This window comes from Actinoplanes palleronii (assembly GCF_016862315.1).
In the GTDB taxonomy this organism is placed as follows: Bacteria; Actinomycetota; Actinomycetes; order Mycobacteriales; family Micromonosporaceae; genus Actinoplanes; species Actinoplanes palleronii.
In genome coordinates this window covers 1-19,768 of sequence record NZ_BOMS01000148.1, presented here as the reverse complement: position 1 = coordinate 19,768, position 19,768 = coordinate 1, and the positions used below count along the sequence as shown (strand labels likewise).

The following is a 19,768-nucleotide window of genomic DNA, read 5'->3' as shown; positions in this document are numbered from 1 at the left end:
GAGACACCCCTGACGACCAGCCGAGCTGAGTGGGCTGGTGCTGGGGGCTGCCTCCGGGCTCTCGAGACAACCGCCAGCGCCAGCCGCGGTGCTCCGCGGCGTACTGAAAAGGGGGTTGTTAGAAATGATCTTTGTGGATGCTTCGGGGGACGGGCGTTATCGGCGGGTGGTGCTGGTCGGGCTCGGGTGGCACGGGGCGGTGGTGGCGCCGTTTTTGATCAACACGTGGCGGCCGCTCGAGGACACGTCGTGCGCGGACGCAACGAGTTTTTGTTTCACCGCGCGGGACGGCGCCCAGCTCCTGCTCATCCTGGTCGGCGTGTTCCTGGGCGGATCTGCGCTGCTCACGCTGCTGATGGCGTGGCCGCTGTCGCGCCGGATCTCGTCGGGGTTCCTGGCCGGGACCCTCGCCGCGGTGGCCGGAGCGGTGGTCGCGGCGACCCTGATCACGGTTTTCGGCGGGTTCGTGTATCTGCAGAACCGCTACGGCTGAGGTGACCCGGCGCGGGCGCGGGCGGCGCGGGTGAACTGGTCGTCCCAGCGGCGCGGGAACGGCAGCATCCGGTGCTTGGCGCGCCACGGCCGCATCTGGCGTACCGCGTTGAACCCGGCCGCCGTGATCACCCGCTCGGCCTGCTCGAACAGCGGCCACGCCGGGAACGGATCGATGTGCGCGACACCGTCCGGCAGCCCGGCCGGACGGTGCGGGGCAGCGAGGACCAGCCGCGGACGGCGACCTTCCGCGGCGGCGCACTCTGCGGCATACGCCACCAGCTCGTGGACCTCCGCCGCCGGACCGGCGTGCAGAATCAGCCACGCCCCATCGACATCCGAGGCCACCGAACCAGCCGAGCAGACCGAGGCCGCCGAACTGTCGCTGGCGGGAGCTGGCGGATCGACCAGCTCCAAGGGCTGCACCGCGGCCGAGACCCGCGACAGGTGTGCGCCGTGCGCGGCGGTCGGCTCCTCCACCGTCCACGTCCGGTCGAAGCGGATCGGCGAGGCCGGGAGCACCTCCCGGTACGCGTCCCAGCGCAGCAGCCGCGCCAGGTGCACGGTCCGGGTCCCGGGCGGCACGCACCCCGCGTCCAGCTCCCCGGTGATCCCCGCCGGGAACGCGTCCACCACCAGCACCTCCGGCCGCAGCTCGGCCAGCACCGCGGCCGGCGAACCGGTCAGGTGCAGCAGCCGGTGCGGGCCCAGTACCCGCGGGTCCGCGGTGAACGGCGACCCGCTCAGCACCGTCGCCGGCTCGTCGGCGTGCACGGTGTGCAGGTACGCCCGGAGCCTGGTCAGGTGCCCTAGCCCGCCGCCCTGCGCGTAGCAGACGATCACCGGGTGGCGGCCAGCACCGTCAGATATCCGTCGGTCTCGGACGCCACGCCGAAGCGTTCCCGGACCCGGGCGGCACCTGCCGCACCGAGCGCCGCAAGCTGATCGTCGTCGGCCAGCGCGGCCCGGTGCACGGCCGCCCGGCAGGCGTGCGGGTCACCGGCCGGGAACCGGAAACCGATCGTGTCGTCGACCAGGTCGGCGAGCCCACCGGCGTCCGAGGCGAGGATCGGGATGCCGAGCGCGGCCGCCTCCAGCGCGACGTTGGGCAGCCCGTCGTAGAACGACGGCAGCGCCACCAGGTCACATGCCGCATAGACGCCGAGCAGCTGATAACGGTCCTGGAACGGCAACGCCGTGTACGCGAGCGACGGGTGCCCGGCAAGCCACTCGTCCAGCCCGGGTTCGAGTTCCCCGGCCAGCACGATGTGGAACCGCGAAGCGTGCCCACCGGCGACCACCGCCTCGAGGAGCAGCCGGACGCCCTTCTTGTTCTTGAGCTGACCGATCATGCCGAGCGTGCGGCGGCCCGGCGCGACGTGTTCAGCGCGCCACGCCGCCGCCTTCTGCCGCTCGGACGGCAGCACCTGCCACTCGGTCGTGTCGATGCCGTTCGCCACCCAGGTGACCGGGGTGGACGGGGCGAGCGCGGCGACCAGCGGCGCCGTCGAGGCGGCGACCACGCAGACGGCGGCGGACGCCCGCAGCGCCTCGAGCACCACCGGCTGGCGGCGCAGCGAGAACATCCCGGTGTCGAAGTCGTTGCCGCGCAGCAGGGTGATCAGCGGCAGCCCGGCCCACGCGGCGTAGACCGGCGCGGACAGCAGCGGGTACGTCCCGCCGAACGCGACCACGTGGGTGTACCGGTCGGCGCCCGGCGCCAGGGTGGTCCAGAACTGCCGCAGCGCGTGCTCGGGGTCGTCGCCCAGCGGCACGGTGCGCACCCCGGCGCCGCGCGGCGCGAGGTCCCGGCGGGTCAGGTGCACCACGTCCACCGCGACACCGGCCTGCTGCAAGCCGTGCACGATCCGGTCGCAGGAGTTCGCCATGCCGCCCGGGCTGGGTGGGTAGTTCTCGGTCACCCAGAGCAGACGCATCAGCTGTCCACCAGCGCGTCGTCACCGTCGTCCCGGAAGTCCTGGTTCCCGGCGGCGTCCGGGTCGAACGCGGCCCGGTCGTACGCGTCGAAGCTGGTGTACCAGCCGTAGTCGCTGTACTCGGTGGCGCTGCGGTGCCGGTAGGCCCGGCGCCGGTGTGCGGCCGCCGCGGCCGGGTGCCCCACCTGGTTGCGGGCGGCCGCGCACTCCGGGCACAGCCCGCCCTCGGTCACGTGGTCGGCGCAGAGCGCCCGGCCGCACGACGGGCAGCCGGCGATCGCCATCTGGCCGCACTTGCCGAGCGTGAAGAAGCCGGTGGTCACCGCACAGGGCGTCATGCGTTTCCTCGTTGTCCGGTGCTGGTCCGCGGCGTCCAGCGGAACGGTTCGGTGGCCACGCTCAGGATCCGGTCGAGCTGTTCCTGCCCCGACTGCGGCATCCGGGTGAGCTTGGCCGCGGCGAGCACGCTGCGGCGCTCCCCCTCCCGTACGAAAGTGCCGATCCAACCCGGAGGCCGGGAGACCGGAACCGAACCGGCCTCCTCTTTCGGCAGCCGCCGGCGGACCTTGATGATCTGGACGACCTTGCTCTTCCGCTTGGTCTTGATCTTGCCGCGCGGGTTGCGCTTGGAGATCCGGCGGGTGCGCTCGCGGTCGACGACGAGCAGTTCCAGGATGCTGCCGTCGCGCAGTTCGGCGCGCAGCCGCAACCACGGGTCGATCGACCAGGTCTCGGTGGCCGACCGGATCGGTTTGCGCACCGGCAGGTCGCGGGGCTTGCCGGTCTTGCCGGGGGCGTCGCGGCCGCGCAGGTCCGCGGTGATCGTGAGCGTGCCCTTCGGGTCGAGGTCCGCGCCGACCTCGACGATCAGCGGCACGAGCACGTCGAGGGTGCGCGGTGGCAGCGCCCACTTGGACCGCTGGACCAGTTCGGCGTGGCGGAACAAACTGCTGGTCAGCGCGGTCCAGCCGGCCGCCGGCAGGGTCGCCGTGAAGACGCGCTCGTGGATGAGCGCCTGGTGTGACGGGTGGAACCCCGCGATTGCGGCCTTCTGCCGGCGCCAGAACATGATCGGACCGTATCAGCGGAGGTCGAGGCCGTGATAGACGGCCGCCAAGCGGGTTCGGGCGTGCGTCCAGGTGTACCCGTTCTCGACGTGTTCGCGGGCTTGCCTCCCCAGATCGGCGCAGAGATCCGGGTATTCCAGCAGCACCCGGACGGCGCGGGCCAGCTCGGCCGGGCGGTCCGGCGGGACGAGCCGGCCGTGCTCGCCGAGCACCTCGCGGATCACCGGCAGGTCGGAGGCGACCACCGCGGTGCCGGCCGCCATCGACTCCCACACCTTGATCGGGCTGCAGCCCTGGTCCAGGTTGCGCGGTGACGCGGTCAGCGGCGCGACCGACAGCTCGGCGTGCGCGAGCCACGCGGCCACCTCGGCGTGCGGCAGGGTGTGCTGCCAGTGCACCCGGCCGGTGAGCCCGAGCCGCTCGGCGAGCCGGCGCAGCGCCCGGGACCGGGACGGCGCCACCGACGAGCAGATCACCAGCGACAGGTCGGACAGGTCGGCGAGCCGGGCGAACGCGCGCAGCAGCACGTCGATGCCCTGCCACGGTTGCAGGGCGCCGACGTAGATCAGGTACCGGCCCGGAGCGTCCGGCGGGCGCGGCACGTCGGCCGGCACCGGGTCCGCGCCGTTCGGGACCAGGTGTACGCGCTCGGCCGCGACGCCGCGCGCGGTGACGGTCCGCGCGATGACCTGCGACGGGACCACGACCGCGTCCGCCTTGAGCAGGCACTCGCGCTCCAGGTCGGCGATCTTGGCGAGGGTGCTGGGTGCGGCCAGGGGCCAGGTGTACGGCAGCTCGATCGACGGCAGGCCGTTCGCCTCGTAGACCAGCCGGCGGCCGAGCGACAGGGCCGGCAGCGCGCCCCACGGGTCCCGCACGTGGCACACCTCGAGGGTGTCGCGGTGCGCGGCGAGCCGGTCGGCGACCCAGGCGGAGAACGCCTCGGCCCGGTCCAGCCAGTTCGGCACGACGGCGTCGAACCGGACGATCTCGACGTCGCCCTCGCGCTGGTAGCTGGGCAGGCCACCGCCGCCGAGCACGCAGAGCAGGCCGCCGCCGTACCGGTCGAACAGCTCGGCGGCCATGTGCCGGATGTGCACCGCGGAGCCCTTGGTGGAGGGGAACCTGTCGAACGCGACGTAGGCGGCGCGGTGTCCGTCAGCCATGTGCGACCTTCCGTCGTGCCCGGTGCCAGCTGATCTGGTGGGCCAGGCCCTCGTCGAGGCTCGTCCGGGCGGTCCAGCCGAGCAGCGCGGCGGCGCGGTCGGTGCCGGCCCAGGTGCGGGTCACGTCGCCGGGCGCGGCGTCCTTGGCGACGGTCGGCGGCCTCGTGCCGAGCAGCGTGCCGATCCGGTCCAGGGCGTCGCGGACGCCGACGGTGTGCGGATTCCCGATGTTGAGGACGGTCCCGGCCGGCAGCGGGACCTGTGCCGCGCGGATGGTCGCGGCCACCACGTCGCCGACGTAGGTGAACGATCGGCTCTGCCGGCCGTCGCCGTAGAGCGGTGCGGGCGAGCCGTCCAGGGCCGCCTCGATGAACCGGTGGAACGCCATGTCCGGCCGCTGCCGCGGACCGTAGACCGAGAAATACCGCAGGATCACCGCAGCGCCGTTTGCTTGCGCGAGCTGTTCCGCCAGGGCTTTTGATGCAGCGTACGGACTGAGCGGATCGATCCGGTCCCCCTCGGCGCACGGACGCTCGGCACTGCCGTAGACCGACGAGCTGGACGCCAGCACGAACCGCGCCCCGCGGCACGCGGCGAGCAGCCGTTCCGTCGCGATCACGTTGTCCCGGTGGGCGTCGGCCGCACCGGGGCCGAACGAGCTGCGCACCCCGGGCCGCCCGGCCAGGTGCAGCACCACGTCCGCGCCGGCCAGCCGGGAAAGATCGTCGGTGGCGAGGTCGATCTCGGTCACCGCGATACCGGCCTGGGCGAGCTCGGCGCGGTTGGCCAGCGCCGCCTCGCGGGACCCGGCCCGCTCCACCGCGTCCACGGCCAGCACATCGTGCCCGCCGGCGACGAGCGCCTGCACGAGATGGCTGCCGATGAACCCCGCCGCCCCGGTGACCACTGCCCGCACCACCGGCACTCTACGTCAGTACCGGAAGGACCCCACCAGGGTGCGCAGCCGGTCGGAGAGGTCGGCCAGCTGGGCGGCGGCCTGCTGGGTCTCGGCGGCGCTGCTCGTGGTGTGGGTGGCGGCGTCGGCGACCCCGGCGATCACGTCGGCGATCTCGCGGGAGCCCTGTGCCACGTCGCCGACCGAGCGGCTCATCTCGTTCGTGGTCGCGGTCTGCTCCTCGACCGCGCTGGCGATCGTGGTCGAGTAGCCGCTGATCTGGCTGATCACGCCGGTGATCGCGGTGATCGCGGCGACCGCTTCGACGTTGGTGGTCACCCGGCCGGCCGAGTCGGTGACCAGCGAGGCCTGCTCGGCCGAGCTGCGGGCGCTGCCGGCCAGGCGGCCGGACACGTCGGTGATGCCGCGGCTGACCACACTGAGGTCGTCGGCCGCGCCGGCGATGCCCCGGACGGTGCCGGCCACCTTGAGCACGAACCGGTTGAACGCCATGCCGAGCTGCCCGATCTCGTGGTACGGCGACTCGTCGACCCGCTGGGTCAGGTCGCCGTCGCCGTCGGCGATGCCGGCCATCCGGTCGCGCAGCCCGTTGATCGGCGCGACGATCGCCCGGGCCAGCAGCAGCGCGGCCAGCATGCTGACGGCGAGGGCGATCAGGGCCAGCACCAGGGCCAGGTTGCGCAGCCGGTGCGCCGGGGCGAGCACGGTGCTCTCCGGGATCGTCACGACCAGCGCCCAGGTGGTCTTCGCGCCGATCGCCACCGGCGTGGCCAGCCGCAGCTGGGACGAGCCGACCGCACGGGTGGTCGTGCCGCCCTTGACCGCCTGCTGGGCGAGGGCGCCGAGCGCGCCGCCGAGGGGTTTGGTGAGCTTGTCGGCCGGTCCGCCGGCGACCACGTTCCCGGCCGCGCTGACCAGGATCGCCGAGCCGGTGCCGAACGGCTTCATCGCGCTGACCAGGGTGCTCAGCGAGTCGAGCGTGACGTCGACCCCGGCCAGTCCGGCGAACCCGCCGTCGCGCACGATCGGGGTCTCCGCCGAGGTCATCAGCGTCTGCTTGCCGTCGACCTCGTACGAATAGGGTTCGAGAACCTTCTCCTGGCCGGTCTTCTTCGGGTCCTCGTACCAGGCGTTGTTCGCCACGTCGTCGAGGCCGACGATCGGTTCCACCGCGACGCCGCCCGCCGCGGTCCGGTGCCAGTAGGGGATGTACCGCCCGGTCTTGTCGGAGGTGGTCGTCGCCCGGGTGCGCGCGTCCCGCCTGTCGAAGAGGTTCGGCTCCCAGACCGCCCAGGCGGCCATGTACTCGGGGTGCGCGGTCAGCACGTCGCTCAGCACCTGGTTCGCCAGCGGGCGCGACGGGTCACGCTGCGCGATCGCCGCCAGGGTGGTGGCGAGGTCGCGGGTGCTGGTGAACGCGGTGTCGAACCGCCGCGCGACCTGTGCCGCGTTCGACTCCGCCTCGTGGCCGGCGTCCGAGAAGGCCGCCTCCTTGAGCCGGCTGGACGCGCCGACGACCAGCACGCTGACCAGCACCGCCACCGAGATGACAAGGAGCGTGGCGACGCTGAGCACGAGCTTCGTACGAATGGTCATCCGATGCATGACGCCCCCTCACTCCCCAGATCGGCGCGATCACGGATTGTGTGAGCCACTGCAAAGATCCCGGCGGAAAAGAAAACCCGTTCGGGATTCAACCCTTCCGGCCCCGGTCGCGTAACTCAGGGCAACGTATTTGCACATTGAGTGCGAATAGATGGAGAGGGGTGTCTATGTCTCCGAGGGGGTACATCACACGTCGTGCCGGCCGGACGTCGGTGCGCAAGCGGCTCGCGCTGGGCGGAGCGGTCGCCGCCGTGACGGTCGGCGCGCTGCTCGTCGTGCAGAACAGCTTCGCGGCCACCATCCCGTCCCGGGCCAAAGCCACGGCCGCCGGCTGCCCGGCCGTGCAGATCTTCGTCACCCGCGCGTCCACCGAGGCGCCCGGCACCGGCATCATCGGCTCGCTCGCGACGGCGGTCACCAGGGGCAGCACCCAGAAGATCGCGGTCGAGGCGACCGACTACCCGGCGCTGCTCAACCCGTACCAGCCGTCGGTGGCGGCCGGCACCCGGGCGCTCACCGAGCAGCTGACCGGCGAGGTCGCGGCCTGTCCGGGCACGAAGATCGTGATGATGGGCTACTCGCAGGGCGCGCACGTGATCGGCGACGTGCTGGCCGGCACCGGGCGTGCGGCCGGGTTCACCCGGTTCGCCGCGGTGTCGACGGCGATCACCGATCACGTGGCGGCGGTCGTCCTGATGGGCGACCCGCGCTTCGTGCCGGGCAAGTCGTTCAACGCCGGCACGTCGCGGACCAAGGGCCTGTTCGCCCGGGGCGCGGCCAACTCGCTGGACGCGTTCGCGGCCAGGACCCGATCGTTCTGCGACACCGGTGACACGTTCTGCGCCAGCGGGGCGAGCATCGCGGTGCACCTCAGTTACACCCGCAAGTACAACGCCGTCGCGTCGAAGTTCGTCCTCTCCCAGATCGGCGGCTGACAGCAGGTGCGGCGCCGGAGGTCACGTCTCCGGCGTCGCACCGTTCGCTCCGGCCAGCAGCCCGGTCAGGGTGATCCGTAACGCCCGGCCGAGCCGGGCCGGGAAATCCACGCGGGACCGCTGCAGGCGAGGGTCGCGGAGCGCCTCGACGACCGAGGGCGAGGGATTGGCGTACGGCCAGAGCCCCGCCGTGAGCAGGATCGTCATCGCCACGAACTCCCGTGCGTCGGCCTCGCCGAGGCCCGGGATCCGCTCGGCCAGCACCCCGGCCAGCCGGCCCTGCAACGCACCGTGCGTCAGCTTGAACTCCAGCACGGCCGCCGCGGAGATGTTGCGCTCGAGTTCACTGCCGAGCGAGCTCCACAGTTCACACACCAGCGGCCGCCGCCCGAGCGACACCGCCAGCGCGTCCACCACCACCGACGGCTCCGCCTGCGGCAACTCCCCTGGCAGCTCGCCCAGCCAGTCGTCGATCGCCTGGTTGAGCAGCGCGAAGAAGACCGCTTCCCGGGTCTCGTAGTACCGCACCACGTTGGTCTTCGACAGCCCGACCCGGCGGGCCAGCTCCCGCAGGCTGATCTCGCTGAGCGGCATCTCGGCGAGCAGCTCGGCCGCCACGGCCAGGATCGCGCGCCGGCGGGCTTCCCGCTGCTCGGGACTGCGGGCACGCTGGAAGTCCAGGTCAGAGCTCATCGAGCGTCAGGCTACCCCGCGTACGAAATGGATTCGCTCACCGCGCGCCACCGCTCGTCGGACGCCGCGAGACCGGCAGCTTGGGCAGCGGCGACCGCGACCGCGTCGGTGCCGAGCAGCAGGTGCACCGGCGGCTCGGGATCGGCGGCCAGGTCGATCAGCACCCGGGCCACCCGGGCCGGGTCACCGGACTGCGTGCCGTCGGCCGCGGCCATCCGGGCCACCACCGGCTCGATCACCGGCCGGTAGGCGTCGCTGACCGGGTGGGTGGCCATCGACGCGCCGGCCCAGTCGGTGCGCATCCCGCCGGGCTCGGCGACGGTCACCCGGATCCCGAACGGCGCGACCTCCTTCGCCAGCACCTCGGAGAACCCGCCGACCGCCCACTTCGCCGACTGGTACGCCCCGAGCCCCGGCATGCCTACCCGGCCGCCGACCGAGGAGATCTGGATGATCCGCCCGGCGCCCTGTGCGCGCATCACCGGCAGCGCGGCCCGGGTCACGTGCACGACGCCGAAGAAGTTCGCGTCGATCTGCGCGCGGAACTCGTCCTCGGGCACGTCCTCGATCGACGCGACGTCGGCATACCCGGCGTTGTTGACCAGCACGTCGAGGCGCCCGAAGGCCTCCAGCGCGACGGCCACCGCGGCCCGCCCGGCGGCCGGGTCGGTCACGTCGAGCGCGACCGCCCGCACCTGGTCGCGGTACTTCTCGACCAGGTCGTCGAGCTGCTCGGGCTTGCGGGCGGTGGCGACGAGCCGGTGACCGGCGGCCAGCACCGACTCGGCGAGCTGCCGCCCGAGACCGCGCGAACTGCCGGTGATCAGCCAAACCTGCTGCATGACGTCTCCCTCGTTCTTTAAAGGGCCAGTGGCCTCTTACGCTTCGACAATAAGAGGCCACTGGCCCGTTAGCAACCGATGCGATGCGGATCTCAGGGATGCCGCCGGCGCCCGGAGAGCCGGTCGGAAACGCCCACCGGCAGGTGGCACGAATCCAGGAGAGATCTTGATGGGGGTGTCCTCATAGGATTTCGGCACGAGGGCGAACGAGGCCGCTCGATAGAAACTGATCACGGGGGAAACACCATGTTCCAGTTCAACCGCAAGATGCTGGCCACCATCGGCGCCGCGGCGATGGCCACCGCCGTCACCACCGCCCTGTTCAGCTCGCCGGCGCAGGCCGCCACCACCGGCACCGCCCAGGTGGTCGGCACCAAGGGCAGCATCGTCCGGTTCACCGCCGCGGCGGGCCGGGCGAACTCGCTGGTGATCACGGTCTCCGGCCGGACGTTCACCCTCGACGACCAGGTCGCGATCAAGGCCGGCAAGGGCTGCAAGGCGGTCAAGGGCGACAAGACCAAGGTCAAGTGCACCACCTCGGCCAAGCCGACCGAGCTCAGCATCGCGCTCGGCGACAAGAACGACGCGGTGTCCAACAAGACCGCGGTGCACATGTACGCCTTCGGCGCAGCCGGCAACGACGTGCTGCGCGGCGGCTCCGGCAACGACCAGTTGATCGGCGGCGGCGGCAACGACAAGCTGTACGGCGGCGCCGGCAAGGACTCGCTCGACGGCGAGGACGGCAACGACCACCTCTCCGGCGGCAGCGGCAACGACTGGCTGAACGGCCAGGACGGCAACGACCTCATCCTCGGTGGCACCGGCAACGACCGGATCTACGGCGACGACGGCAACGACGACCTGCACGGCGACGGGGGCAACGACACGATCTACGGCGGCGCGGGCTACGACCACGTCGCCGGTGGCTCGGGCCGCGACAACCTGCACGGCGGGGCCGGTGACGACACCGTCGTGGGCGGCGAGATCGACGGCGACGTCCCGGACAGCGCCGACATCATCTACGGCAACGCCGGCGACGACCAGCTGATCGGCCAGCAGGGCAACGACCGCATCTACGGCGGCCCGGGCAACGACCAGATCTCCGGCGGCCCCGGCAAGGACGTCATCGACGGCGGCTCCGGCATCAACCGCATCTGGCAGTGAGCGCCACGTGCGCGTGGCGCGGCCCGGGACCGGCCGCGCCACGCGTCCGCGGTGCCTAGGAGCGGGTCCACTTCTGGTTGGCGGCGCCGGCGCAGGCCCAGGTCTGCAGGCCGGCGCCGTCGGCCGTGCGCCCGCCGAGGCCGGCGGCGGTCCATGACTCCCGGTGTCTCATGGCTCTCCTCGGAGGGCGAGAATTTTCAGTACGGCGATCCGGGGATGTTCAGCCGCACGCTGTAGAGCCCGAAGTTGCCGGTGTCGCCACCCGACGACGGGGAACCGGACGTGATGAACAGCGTCCGGCCGTCCGACCCGCCGAAGGCCGCGTTCGTGGCGTTGCGCCCGGCCGTGATGGTGCCCAGCGACTGCCCGCTCGGTGCGTACACATGGATCTTGCCGTCGCCGAAAGTCGCCTGATACACGTTGCCCGCGCAGTCGATCGCGCCGCCGTCGGTGCCGGCCAGCGCGACGAAGTCGGAGCGCGCGCCGGTGCTGCCGTCGGCCGCGACCGGGTAGCGGTAGACCTTGCCGGTGGCGTTGCCACCGACGTAGAGCCACGTGCCGTCCGGCGACAGCTCGATGCCGTTGGGTTCCAGGATCGTGTCGTCGATCAGGGTGACCACACCGTTCTTCACCCGGAAGACGCTGGTCTTCCCGGCCATCTCGTCGGCCCGGTTCGCTCGCTGGAAGTCCGGGTCGGTGAAGTAGACGGTGTTGTCCGGCCCGATCGTGAGGTCGTTCGGCGAATTGAAGCGCCGGCCCTGGTAGTTCGCCGCGAGCACCCCGCGCGCGCCGGTGCGCAGATCGAACGTGGACACGCTGCGCTGATCGTGGGTGGCCGCGACCAGCTGGGTGCCGTCGCGGCTGATCGCCAGGCCGTTGCTGCCCGCACCGGCCAGGAACGTGCCGAACACGCCGGTCGCCGGGGTGTAGGTCAGGATGTCCGAGGACTGCACGTTCTCCGGGCCGCTGCCGTCGTGCATGTTGGTCAGCTTGAGCGTCTGCGTCGCGGCGTCCCAGGCCGGCCCTTCCAGGAAGTTGAACCCGTCCCTGATCTTCGTAGCGGCCACGGTGGTGGCCGGCAGCGGGTTGCCGGTGGGAACGCTCGACGGGCACGGCCCGCTGGTCGGCGGGGTGCTGGGCGCGGCCGGCAGGGTCCACTGCTGGTTCGTGCCGGTGCCGCAGGTCCAGATCTGCACTACCGTGCCGTTCGCGCTGCTGCGCCCGGCCGCGTCCAGGCACTTGCCGGAACCGGCGTTGACCAGGTGCCCGGCCGAGGCGGTCCAGCGTTGCGCCCCGGAGCCGTTGCAGTCGTAGAGCTGCACGGCCGCGCCGTCGGTGGTGGCCCCGGCGGCCACGTCGAGACACCGGCCCAGCGCGGCGACCGTGCCGTCGTCGCCGACGGTCCAGCGTTGCGCCGCGCCGCTGTTGCAGGCCCAGAGCTGGATCCGGACGCCGTTGGCGCTCCTGCCGTCGGTCACGTCGAGACACTTGCCACCGATCCCGGTGACCGGCCCGTCGGCGGCGGCCACAGCGGCGGTGCTGATCCCGGCAATGCCGAGTCCGGCAGCCGTGACGACCAGGGTGGCGAGGCCGAGGAACCGTCGCCGATGGAGGGGATGCGTGGTCATGGAGCTCCTTGCGGGGGATGGAGCCGGCCGGATGAAACAAGCCCTATCCCCAGATGAGGATGCCGCCGTCGTGGTGGTTCCCGGCGCAGTGGGTCATGAAGATCATGGTGCTGAGGTCACCCTCGACGTAGTGCTGCCGGGTCTCCTGCGTCGTGCCCCCCAGATTCGCGGCGGCGATCTCGGCGGCGTGGATCAGCAGGGTGGCGCACTCCCGCAGGAACGCGCCGGTCTCCTCCGGACGGATGCGAAGGTAGCCATCGCCCAGCTGTGGCAGGTAGGTGGCGCCCAGCTCCGCCACCACCGGCGACGTCCACAATCGCACCGAGCTGACGCCGTCGTAGATGCCGTACGGCGGCTCCTCCATCACAAAACGGCCGTCCGGCAGATCTCTGATGATGTGGATGGTCAGGCCCATGATCGGATCACGGTAACGCCCGGCGGCACCGTAGTGATCTCCGGCAAACCGGATCGCTTTGTCCTAGGACATAACTGTAGGGTGGGCCGGTGCTCATCCAGGGGGAGACCGCCGCCGACATCGCCGACTCCGTGCGGGTCCTCGTGCAGCGCGGTGAGCTGGCCGCCGGCGCGTCGCTGCCACCGATGCGGGTGCTCGCCGCGCAGCTCGGCGTCAACCGCAACACCGTCGCTTCCGCATACGCGCTTCTCGCCGCCGCCGGCATCGTCGACGCCCACGGCCGCGCCGGCACCACCGTCCTCGGCCTCCCCAAGGTCGGCGGCGAGGGCGAGGGAGCGCCGGGCGAGGGCACGGCCGCGCCGCGCACGGTGAATCTGGCCTCCGGCAACCCCGACCCCGCACTGTTGCCGGATTGGTCCAGGTCGTTCGCCGGATACACCCCGATTTTGTACGGTGAGCAGCCCATCCACCCGCGCCTGCACGACTGGGCGGAGCGCACCCTCCCGCCCGGGCCGACCCCGGGACAGGTGACCGTGACCAGCGGGGCGGTGGACGCGCTCGAACGGCTCCTCGCGGCCCACCTGATGCGCGGTGACGCGGTCGCCCTGGAGGATCCCGGGTTCTTCCTCTCGGTCGGTACGCTGCGCGTCGGCGGCTACCGCGCGGTGAGCCTGGAGGTCGACCCGCAGGGTGTCACCGTCGCGTCGCTGCGGGACGCGCTCGCCGCCGGGGTCCGCGCGGTGGTCTGCACGATGCGCGCGCAGAACCCGACCGGCGCGAGCCTGAGCGCCGAGCGCGCCGAGCACCTGCGCGCCCTGCTCGCCGAGCACCCGGACGTGCTCGTCGTCGAGGACGACCACTTCTCCGCGATCGCCGTGACCCCGTACCGCACGGTCATTCCGGCGGGCACGGCACGCTGGGCGATCGTACGATCGATGTCGAAGTTTCTCGGTCCTGACCTGCGCCTCGCGGTGCTTCGCGCGGACGCCGGCACCACCGCCCGCCTGGCGACCCGGCTCGGCCGGCCGTCGTGGGTCAGCCACCTGCTGCAGCACATCGGCGCGGAACTTCTCACGTCCCCGGCGGCCCAGGAGCGGCTGGCCGAGGCGGCGGCCGCCTACCCGAGCCGGCGGGCGCTGCTCGTCGACGCGCTCGCCGCGCAGGGCATCGCGGTGTTCCCGGCTGCCGACGGTTTCAACGTCTGGATCCCGCTCCCCCACGACGAACACCGGGTCGTGACCGGTCTGGCCCAGGCGGGCTGGGCGGTCCGGGCCGGCTCCGCATACGGCGGCTCACCGTCCCGTTCCCCGGCGATCCGGGTCACCACCGCGACGCTCACCGCCGACCAGGCCGCCGGGCTGGCCGCCGCCCTCCACCCCCTCCTGAAAGGGAACTGATCATGTTCACCGGTCTCAGCGCCTTCCCGCTCACCCCGCTCACCGCGGACGGCTCCGTCGATGAGAAAGCGTTCATCACACTGGTCCAGCGCCTGGTGGCAGCGGGCGTCGACTCGATCTCACCGCTCGGCTCCACCGGGTCCTACGCCTACCTGAGCCGGGACGAGCGCGCCCGGGTGGCCCGGCTGGCCGTCGAGCACGCCGCCGGCGTCCCGGTCATGGTGGGCATCGGCGCCACCCGTACCCGGGAGGTCCTCGCCGTCGCCGAGGACGCGCAGGCCGCGGGCGTGTCAGCGGTCCTGCTCGCCCCGGTGTCCTATCAGCCGCTGACCGAGGACGACGTGTTCGGGCTCTACGAGGACGTCACCCGGGAGCTGTCGGTGCCGCTGGCCGTTTATGACAACCCGGGCACAACGCGGTTCACGTTCACCGACGAGCTCTACCAGGCCGTCGCGGGGCTGCCGCAGGTCGCTTCGATCAAGATCCCTGGGGCGTCGGGTCTCACGTCGGCGCGTGTCGAGGAGCTGCGCACGATGCTGCCGGGGCACCTCTCGCTCGGGGTGTCCGGGGACGGATTCGGTGCTGCCGGGCTGAGCGCCGGGTGCGACGCCTGGTACAGCTCGATCGGCGGCACGCTGCCGGGACCGGTGGTGGCGATCACCCGGGCGGTGCAGTCGGGTGACCTCGCCGGTGCGGCGGCCGAGTCGGCGCGGTTGCAGCCGTTGTGGGACCTGTTCGGCAAGCACCGCGGTGCCCTGCGGGTGATCGGGACGATCGCGGAGCATCTGGGGCTGGTGAGCGCGCCGTCGCTGCCGCGGCCGATCCGCGGCCTGTCCGGCGCGGACCGGGCCGAGGTGATCGCGGTCGTCACGCGGCTGGGCTTGACCGAATGAGTTCAGTCCGGCGTGGAGCGGGCGTCGCGGGCCCAGCCGCTTCCCCAGGCGTCGCTTCCTCCGGCGGCACGGCTCGTCCGGGCGGTGCGGGTGCGGGCGGGCTCGCCCGCTACCTGGCCGCGGCCACACTCGCCCGCGCCGCTGACGGTGGTGCGGTGGTGGCGATCGTGCTGCTGGTGACCACCAGCGGCGGGCCCGGCTGGCTGGCCGGGCTGCTCGGCGCCGCGATCACGGCGCCGCACCTGGCCGGCCCGTTCATCGCCCGGCCCCTCGACACCGCCCGCGACGGGCGCACCGTGATCGCGGTCGCCTGCCTGGTGCACGGCGTGACCCTGGCCGCGGCGGTGCTGCTCTACCCGTACGCGTGGCCGCTGGTCACCGCGGTCCTGCTGGCCGCGTCCGGGCTGGTCGGGCCGCTGCTGACCGGCGGGATCAGCAGCCGGCTGCCGGCCATCGCCGGACCGGACCGGCGCAGTCAGCGCCGCGCGCAGGGCTGGGACGTCGCCACCTACGGCATCGCCGGCACGGTCGGGCCGTCCGCGGTCGCCGCCGTCGCGGCGTGGGCCTCCCCCACCGTCGCGGCGCTGGTCCTGGCCGTCGCGGTGATCGCCGCCGCGGGCCTGATCCGCCTGCTGCCCTACGCGCCGCCGGCCGCGACCCGGGCGCAGGCGCCGCACCCGGCTCGCACGCTCGGGCTGATGCTGTCCACCGGACCGCTGCGCCGCACCCTGTATCTCACGATGAGCGTCGCGCTGTCGGTCCAGGTGCTGCCGGTGGTCGCGGTCGCCTCCACCGGCACGCTCGGCGTGGGTGCCGCTGCCGCCGGCGTTCTGACTGCGGCGTACGGCGTGGGCGGTCTCGCCGCCTCCATGCTGATCATGCTCCGTCCGCTGCCCGGCGACGCGGACCGGGCCATGACGATCCTCGCGGTCACCGTGGCAGCGGCCCTCACCCTGGTCGCGGTCACCACCACGTTCGGCGCGGCGGTGGCCGCTTATGCCGTCACCGGCGTACTCAACAGCTATTTCTTTGCGGCGACCCTCGCGGCCCGCAGCGAATACGCCCCCGCCACCGCCCGCGGTCAGGTGTTCGTCTGGATCGGCGCGCTGAAGATCTCGGCGGGCTCGGCAGGCACCGCCCTGGCCGGCACGCTGATCGGCGCCGGCGCCCACCTGCCCCTGCTCCTCGCGGTCACCTGCACCACGATCGCGGCCGCGGTCTCCCTGGCCGACCGCAGCGCTCAGAGGCCGCGCTTCTGGTTCCAGTCGTAGACGTACCAGGCGTAGATCAGGTTGCCGATGCCGTAGGTGAGCACGAACAGCAGGATGTGCAGGCCGACCGAGTTGTGTTTGCGCAGGCTGTAGCCGCCGGCGAAGGCCGCCGCGTGCACGTTGTTCTGGATCACGATCTGCGGCGGGTAGGCCGGCGGGTATCCCGGGCCCTGCGGGTAGGACTGGCCCTGGGGGTAGTGCTGGCCCGGCGGATACGCCTGGTTCTGCGGGTACGGCTGGCCCGGCGGGTAGGCAGGCGCCGGCGGGGCGCTGTACTGGGGCGGGTACTGCTCCGTCTGGTAGCCGGGCGCGGCCGGATAGGCCGGCGGGTAACCGGGCTGGCCGGCTACCGGCGGATACCCGGGCTGGCCGGGCTGCGCCGGCGGGTAGGCGGCCGGGTAGCCGGGGGCCTGCTGATAGGCCGGCGGGTATTCGTTGTGCGGCGAGTAGCCACCGAAGGACGGCTGGTCGGCAGGGTGTGACACGGTGGCACTCCAGACGGATCTTTTCGGGTGAAGAAGCAGACTAATTGATCGTCAGGATTGCCCATGGTCCCCCGGACGGTTGATTCGCCCGGTCGAACAGCCGGGGACCTCCGTCCACTGTCGCTGCGTCAGTGGTGTATTCAGGATATTTCCACCGGGGGACGGGAACCGTGATCAACCCACTTCACGACGACGCTCGGTCGGCCTGGGCGTACCGCCGGTACCTGGCCGGCCGCGAGCCGGGCCCGATCCACCCGGCCGTGGGCGCGGGCATCCTGGCGCAGCTGCTCCCGGGCGACCACGTGGAGCTGATCGCGGACACGGTCTCGCAGCGCACCCTCGAGCCGCTGACCGGGGTGTCCCGCCGTGACCGGCCGTTGGACCTGGCCGTTCGTACGCTGAGGGCTTGGTTTTTGGTCGACCGCAACACCGGCGGCATCGCGGTCCTGCCCGGAGCGCCCACCTCGCTGGGTTACACCAGTGGCGCGGACGCGCCCTGGGAGGTGACCGGCTGGACGAACGCGCACTATGCGGTCGACGGCCGCCACTTCTATTTCAAGGTCTTCCTGGACAGCCTGGACGCGCCCGAGGTCGAGGTGCTGGCCGGCGGCGCGGGCGGGCAGATCATGCGGCTGCCGGAGAACCCGGCCGTGCCGTCACCCCCGGCTCCCGACCTGCCGCCGGACGAGGTCGCCACCTACGTGCAGGAGGTCCGGCAGCGGGTGACCGACGCGTTCACCTCCACCGGCGTCGACCGGGCCCGCTCCCGCGAGCTGTACCCCGGTCAGCACACCCGGCTGCGCGGCTACCTGACCCGGGCGGTCGAGAACCTCACCGACCCGGAGGCCGCCGCGTCGGCCCGCTCGGCGGTCATCTTCCACCACCACACCGAGCTGCTGGCCGCTGTCTACTTCCGCGAGCTGGGCCTGCCGTATCCCCCGGACGCGCCGCCCACCGGCACGCAAAAGCCTGAAACCCTCGACGACTACTACCGCTGAACGGTATAAACAGCCACCGTGACCGACGCCGGCCGAGAGATGCTGCGCACCACGTTCGGCCAGGACGCCGAACTCTACGATCGCTGCCGTCCCGGCTATCCGCCCCAGCTGTTCGCCGACCTCGCCACGCTCGCCGGCCTCGGCCCGGACACTCAGGTGCTGGAGATCGGGTGCGGCACCGGGCAGGCGACCCTGCCCCTGGCACAACTCGGATGCAGCGTCGTCGCGATGGACCTCAGCCCCGAGATGGCCGCCGTCGCCCGGCGCAACCTCGCACCGTTCCCGGACGTCACGGTCGTCGCGTCCGCGTTCGAGGACTGGCAGCCCGCCGACGGACCGTTCGACGCGGTGCTCTCCGCGACAGCGTTCCACTGGCTCGACCCCGCCGTTCGGATGGTCAAGGCGGCTGACCTGCTGCGCCCCGGCGGAGCGCTCGGCATCGTCTCGACCCATCACATCGCCGGCGGGACGGACGCGTTCTTCGCCGACGCGCAACGATGCTACGAGCGCTTCGACCCCGCAACACCGCCCGGCATGCGCCTGACCACCGATGACGAGACCGCGGAAGAGGCCGCGGAATTCGAGCGGTCCGCGCGCTTCGGGCCGATCAAGTTCCGACGGTACGAGTGGCAGCGGACCTACACGGCCCCCGAGTACCTGAACCTGCTCATGACCTATTCCGGTCATCGGGCCATGGCAGCCCAGGCCCGCAGCGACCTGTTCGCGTGCCTCACCCACCTGATCGACGACGTCTACCACGGAGAGATCACCAAGCAGTTCCGGACCAGGCTCGCCATCGCGCACAAAGCGGCTCCATAGGATGCGGCGGTGCGATACGACGAACTCGAAGCGTCAGTCGTCCGGCTGGTCCGGGACGCCGGCGAGGACAACCTCCGGACCTTCGGCGCCGAGACCGTCGTCCGGCTGGTGCGCGACGCAGCGGCACTCGACCCCGCCGACCAGGATCAGCTCGACCCGGACGCGGCCGCGGCGCTCGGTGCCGCCTGCGCGAACGTGCTGACCGCCGGCCCGGCCGAGCTGCGCGCGCAGCTGACCCGCATCGACGACGGCATCCTGGCCGACGGCGACATGGACCCGGAACTCCTGAGCGTCATCACCGCGCTCGAGCACTGGACGACGTACCTGGAGACCGGTTTGCGCGGGGAGCTCTACGAGCTGGCGATCCGCTCCATCGAACAGGTCGACTTCCAGGTGTCGGCCGACCTCGGCGACTTCCTCGCCGACCCGGAGATGGCCGCCGAGTACGCCCGCATCACACGCTTGCTGACGGCGTAGATGGCACTGCTGGTGGAGATCCACGTTCCGCTGACCCCTACGCCGGGGCTCAAGCCCTGGGAGTATCCGTTTCCCTGGATCGAACAGGTGGAGGACTTCCTGATCGAGCTGGAGGAGGAGGGCACGGCCGAGTCATATGACGAGGGGACCGAGTTCCGCGCCTGCTTCGTGTTCTTCCTGGTCGGGGCGACCGAGGCCGGGTTGTTAGCCGCAAGCTCCCGGGTGGCGACGCTCAAGGGTGTCCCGGCCGGGTCGTTCGCCCTGGTCACCGACACCGAGGCCCCCGAGATGGGCACCGGCCGCCGGGTCGACCTGCCTCTCTGACCGGGATGCCGGTTGCCGGGGTGCCGGTTACCCGGGGCCGTCATGCGTCCGGGCAACGGCCGTCAGGCCCAGCCGGGCTGGGCGCGATGCCGCCCAGCCTATTTGATCTCGGTGGGGCCGTGGAGGTCCGCGCCCGGCGCTGGTGGGGCGGCGGGAGACCGCGCTCGGCGCTGGCGGGGCGGCAGGAGTCCACGCTCGGCGCCGGTGGGGCGGCAGGAGACCGCGCTCGGCGCTGAAGGGGCGG

23 protein-coding genes are annotated in these 19,768 nt (G+C 72.2%); 10 read left to right on the top strand and 13 right to left on the bottom strand.

Annotated elements, in window-relative coordinates; genetic code table 11:
- Positions 1-124 precede the first annotated feature (124 nt).
- The gene (locus tag Apa02nite_RS43255) at positions 125-493 is read left to right on the top strand and encodes a hypothetical protein (protein WP_203830291.1); all 369 of its coding nucleotides are present in this window, start codon (positions 125-127) and stop codon (positions 491-493) included.
- On the opposite strand, the gene Apa02nite_RS43250 is transcribed toward Apa02nite_RS43255, so the two are convergent.
- The 7 genes from Apa02nite_RS43250 to Apa02nite_RS43220 are packed head-to-tail and all read right to left on the bottom strand — an operon-like array spanning position 484 to position 7,174.
- On the bottom strand, positions 484-1,335 hold the full coding sequence (locus tag Apa02nite_RS43250) for a hypothetical protein (protein WP_203830290.1): 852 nt from the start codon (positions 1,333-1,335) through the stop codon (positions 484-486). The genes Apa02nite_RS43255 and Apa02nite_RS43250 overlap by 10 nt on opposite strands.
- Entirely contained in the window at positions 1,332-2,429 is a 1,098-nt protein-coding gene (locus tag Apa02nite_RS43245; RefSeq protein ID WP_203830289.1) for a glycosyltransferase family 4 protein, read from the bottom strand. The genes Apa02nite_RS43250 and Apa02nite_RS43245 overlap by 4 nt, the downstream gene beginning before the upstream one ends.
- Positions 2,429-2,767 (bottom strand): hypothetical protein, encoded by a 339-nt coding sequence (locus tag Apa02nite_RS43240; protein ID WP_067701082.1) that lies wholly within the window; start codon positions 2,765-2,767, stop codon positions 2,429-2,431. The genes Apa02nite_RS43245 and Apa02nite_RS43240 overlap by 1 nt, the downstream gene beginning before the upstream one ends.
- Positions 2,764-3,498, bottom strand: coding sequence for a hypothetical protein (locus Apa02nite_RS43235; RefSeq protein ID WP_203830288.1), 735 nt, complete (start codon positions 3,496-3,498; stop codon positions 2,764-2,766). Before Apa02nite_RS43235 ends, Apa02nite_RS43240 begins: the two co-directional genes overlap by 4 nt.
- A gap of 12 nt (positions 3,499-3,510) precedes the next feature.
- On the bottom strand, positions 3,511-4,662 hold the full coding sequence (locus Apa02nite_RS43230; RefSeq protein ID WP_203830287.1) for a glycosyltransferase family 4 protein: 1,152 nt from the start codon (positions 4,660-4,662) through the stop codon (positions 3,511-3,513).
- Positions 4,655-5,578, bottom strand: coding sequence for an NAD-dependent epimerase/dehydratase family protein (locus Apa02nite_RS43225; RefSeq protein WP_203830286.1), 924 nt, complete (start codon positions 5,576-5,578; stop codon positions 4,655-4,657). Before Apa02nite_RS43225 ends, Apa02nite_RS43230 begins: the two co-directional genes overlap by 8 nt.
- 15 nt (positions 5,579-5,593) lie before the next feature.
- Positions 5,594-7,174 (bottom strand): methyl-accepting chemotaxis protein, encoded by a 1,581-nt coding sequence (locus Apa02nite_RS43220; RefSeq protein WP_203830285.1) that lies wholly within the window; start codon positions 7,172-7,174, stop codon positions 5,594-5,596.
- Between the two features lie 176 nt (positions 7,175-7,350).
- Between Apa02nite_RS43220 and Apa02nite_RS43215 the strand changes: the two genes are divergently transcribed.
- A complete protein-coding gene (locus Apa02nite_RS43215; RefSeq protein ID WP_203830284.1) occupies positions 7,351-8,118 on the top strand; it encodes a cutinase family protein in 768 nt (255 codons plus the stop codon).
- Positions 8,119-8,139: 21 nt separating this feature from the next.
- On the opposite strand, the gene Apa02nite_RS43210 is transcribed toward Apa02nite_RS43215, so the two are convergent.
- Together Apa02nite_RS43210 and Apa02nite_RS43205 are read right to left on the bottom strand one after the other, a co-directional pair.
- Positions 8,140-8,811, bottom strand: a complete 672-nt coding sequence (locus Apa02nite_RS43210; protein WP_239164961.1) for a TetR/AcrR family transcriptional regulator — start codon at positions 8,809-8,811, stop codon at positions 8,140-8,142.
- Positions 8,812-8,822: 11 nt separating this feature from the next.
- A complete protein-coding gene (locus tag Apa02nite_RS43205) occupies positions 8,823-9,653 on the bottom strand; it encodes an oxidoreductase (RefSeq protein ID WP_203830283.1) in 831 nt (276 codons plus the stop codon).
- Between the two features lie 246 nt (positions 9,654-9,899).
- Between Apa02nite_RS43205 and Apa02nite_RS43200 the strand changes: the two genes are divergently transcribed.
- Positions 9,900-10,817, top strand: a complete 918-nt coding sequence (locus Apa02nite_RS43200) for a calcium-binding protein (protein ID WP_203830282.1) — start codon at positions 9,900-9,902, stop codon at positions 10,815-10,817.
- Positions 10,818-10,872: 55 nt separating this feature from the next.
- Here the strand turns inward: Apa02nite_RS43200 and Apa02nite_RS51600 are convergent, their stop codons facing one another.
- From Apa02nite_RS51600 to Apa02nite_RS43190, 3 genes are read right to left on the bottom strand one after another with little or no spacing between them, the layout of a single operon-like run.
- Positions 10,873-10,989, bottom strand: a complete 117-nt coding sequence (locus tag Apa02nite_RS51600) for an RICIN domain-containing protein (protein ID WP_239164960.1) — start codon at positions 10,987-10,989, stop codon at positions 10,873-10,875.
- A 25-nt stretch (positions 10,990-11,014) separates the two neighbouring features.
- Positions 11,015-12,445, bottom strand: coding sequence for an SMP-30/gluconolactonase/LRE family protein (locus tag Apa02nite_RS43195; protein WP_239164959.1), 1,431 nt, complete (start codon positions 12,443-12,445; stop codon positions 11,015-11,017).
- Positions 12,446-12,488: 43 nt separating this feature from the next.
- Positions 12,489-12,860 carry a hypothetical protein gene (locus Apa02nite_RS43190; protein ID WP_203830281.1) on the bottom strand — a complete coding sequence of 124 codons (372 nt, stop codon included), beginning with the start codon at positions 12,858-12,860 and terminating at the stop codon, positions 12,489-12,491.
- An 89-nt stretch (positions 12,861-12,949) separates the two neighbouring features.
- Between Apa02nite_RS43190 and Apa02nite_RS43185 the strand changes: the two genes are divergently transcribed.
- Genes Apa02nite_RS43185 through Apa02nite_RS43175 form a run of 3 tightly spaced genes read left to right on the top strand, consistent with a single transcriptional unit; the run spans position 12,950 to position 16,421 of the window.
- Complete coding sequence (locus Apa02nite_RS43185; RefSeq protein WP_203830280.1) at positions 12,950-14,257, top strand: aminotransferase class I/II-fold pyridoxal phosphate-dependent enzyme; 1,308 nt, start codon at positions 12,950-12,952, stop codon at positions 14,255-14,257.
- Between the two features lie 2 nt (positions 14,258-14,259).
- Positions 14,260-15,150, top strand: a complete 891-nt coding sequence (locus Apa02nite_RS43180; protein WP_203830279.1) for a dihydrodipicolinate synthase family protein — start codon at positions 14,260-14,262, stop codon at positions 15,148-15,150.
- Positions 15,147-16,421, top strand: a complete 1,275-nt coding sequence (locus Apa02nite_RS43175) for an MFS transporter (protein WP_203830278.1) — start codon at positions 15,147-15,149, stop codon at positions 16,419-16,421. The genes Apa02nite_RS43180 and Apa02nite_RS43175 overlap by 4 nt, the downstream gene beginning before the upstream one ends.
- Here Apa02nite_RS43175 and Apa02nite_RS43170 read toward each other — a convergent pair.
- Positions 16,391-16,906, bottom strand: a complete 516-nt coding sequence (locus tag Apa02nite_RS43170; RefSeq protein WP_203830277.1) for a DUF8108 domain-containing protein — start codon at positions 16,904-16,906, stop codon at positions 16,391-16,393. The genes Apa02nite_RS43175 and Apa02nite_RS43170 overlap by 31 nt on opposite strands.
- A 170-nt stretch (positions 16,907-17,076) precedes the next feature.
- Here Apa02nite_RS43170 and Apa02nite_RS43165 point away from each other — a divergent pair, with 170 nt between their 5' ends.
- Genes Apa02nite_RS43165 through Apa02nite_RS43150 form a run of 4 tightly spaced genes read left to right on the top strand, consistent with a single transcriptional unit; the run spans position 17,077 to position 19,524 of the window.
- Positions 17,077-17,904 carry a hypothetical protein gene (locus tag Apa02nite_RS43165; RefSeq protein ID WP_067701118.1) on the top strand — a complete coding sequence of 276 codons (828 nt, stop codon included), beginning with the start codon at positions 17,077-17,079 and terminating at the stop codon, positions 17,902-17,904.
- Positions 17,905-17,922: 18 nt separating this feature from the next.
- Positions 17,923-18,723, top strand: a complete 801-nt coding sequence (locus tag Apa02nite_RS43160) for a class I SAM-dependent methyltransferase (protein WP_203830276.1) — start codon at positions 17,923-17,925, stop codon at positions 18,721-18,723.
- 9 nt (positions 18,724-18,732) lie between these two features.
- Positions 18,733-19,200 (top strand): hypothetical protein, encoded by a 468-nt coding sequence (locus tag Apa02nite_RS43155; RefSeq protein ID WP_203830275.1) that lies wholly within the window; start codon positions 18,733-18,735, stop codon positions 19,198-19,200.
- Complete coding sequence (locus Apa02nite_RS43150) at positions 19,201-19,524, top strand: hypothetical protein (RefSeq protein ID WP_203830274.1); 324 nt, start codon at positions 19,201-19,203, stop codon at positions 19,522-19,524.
- Positions 19,525-19,768 lie beyond the last annotated feature (244 nt).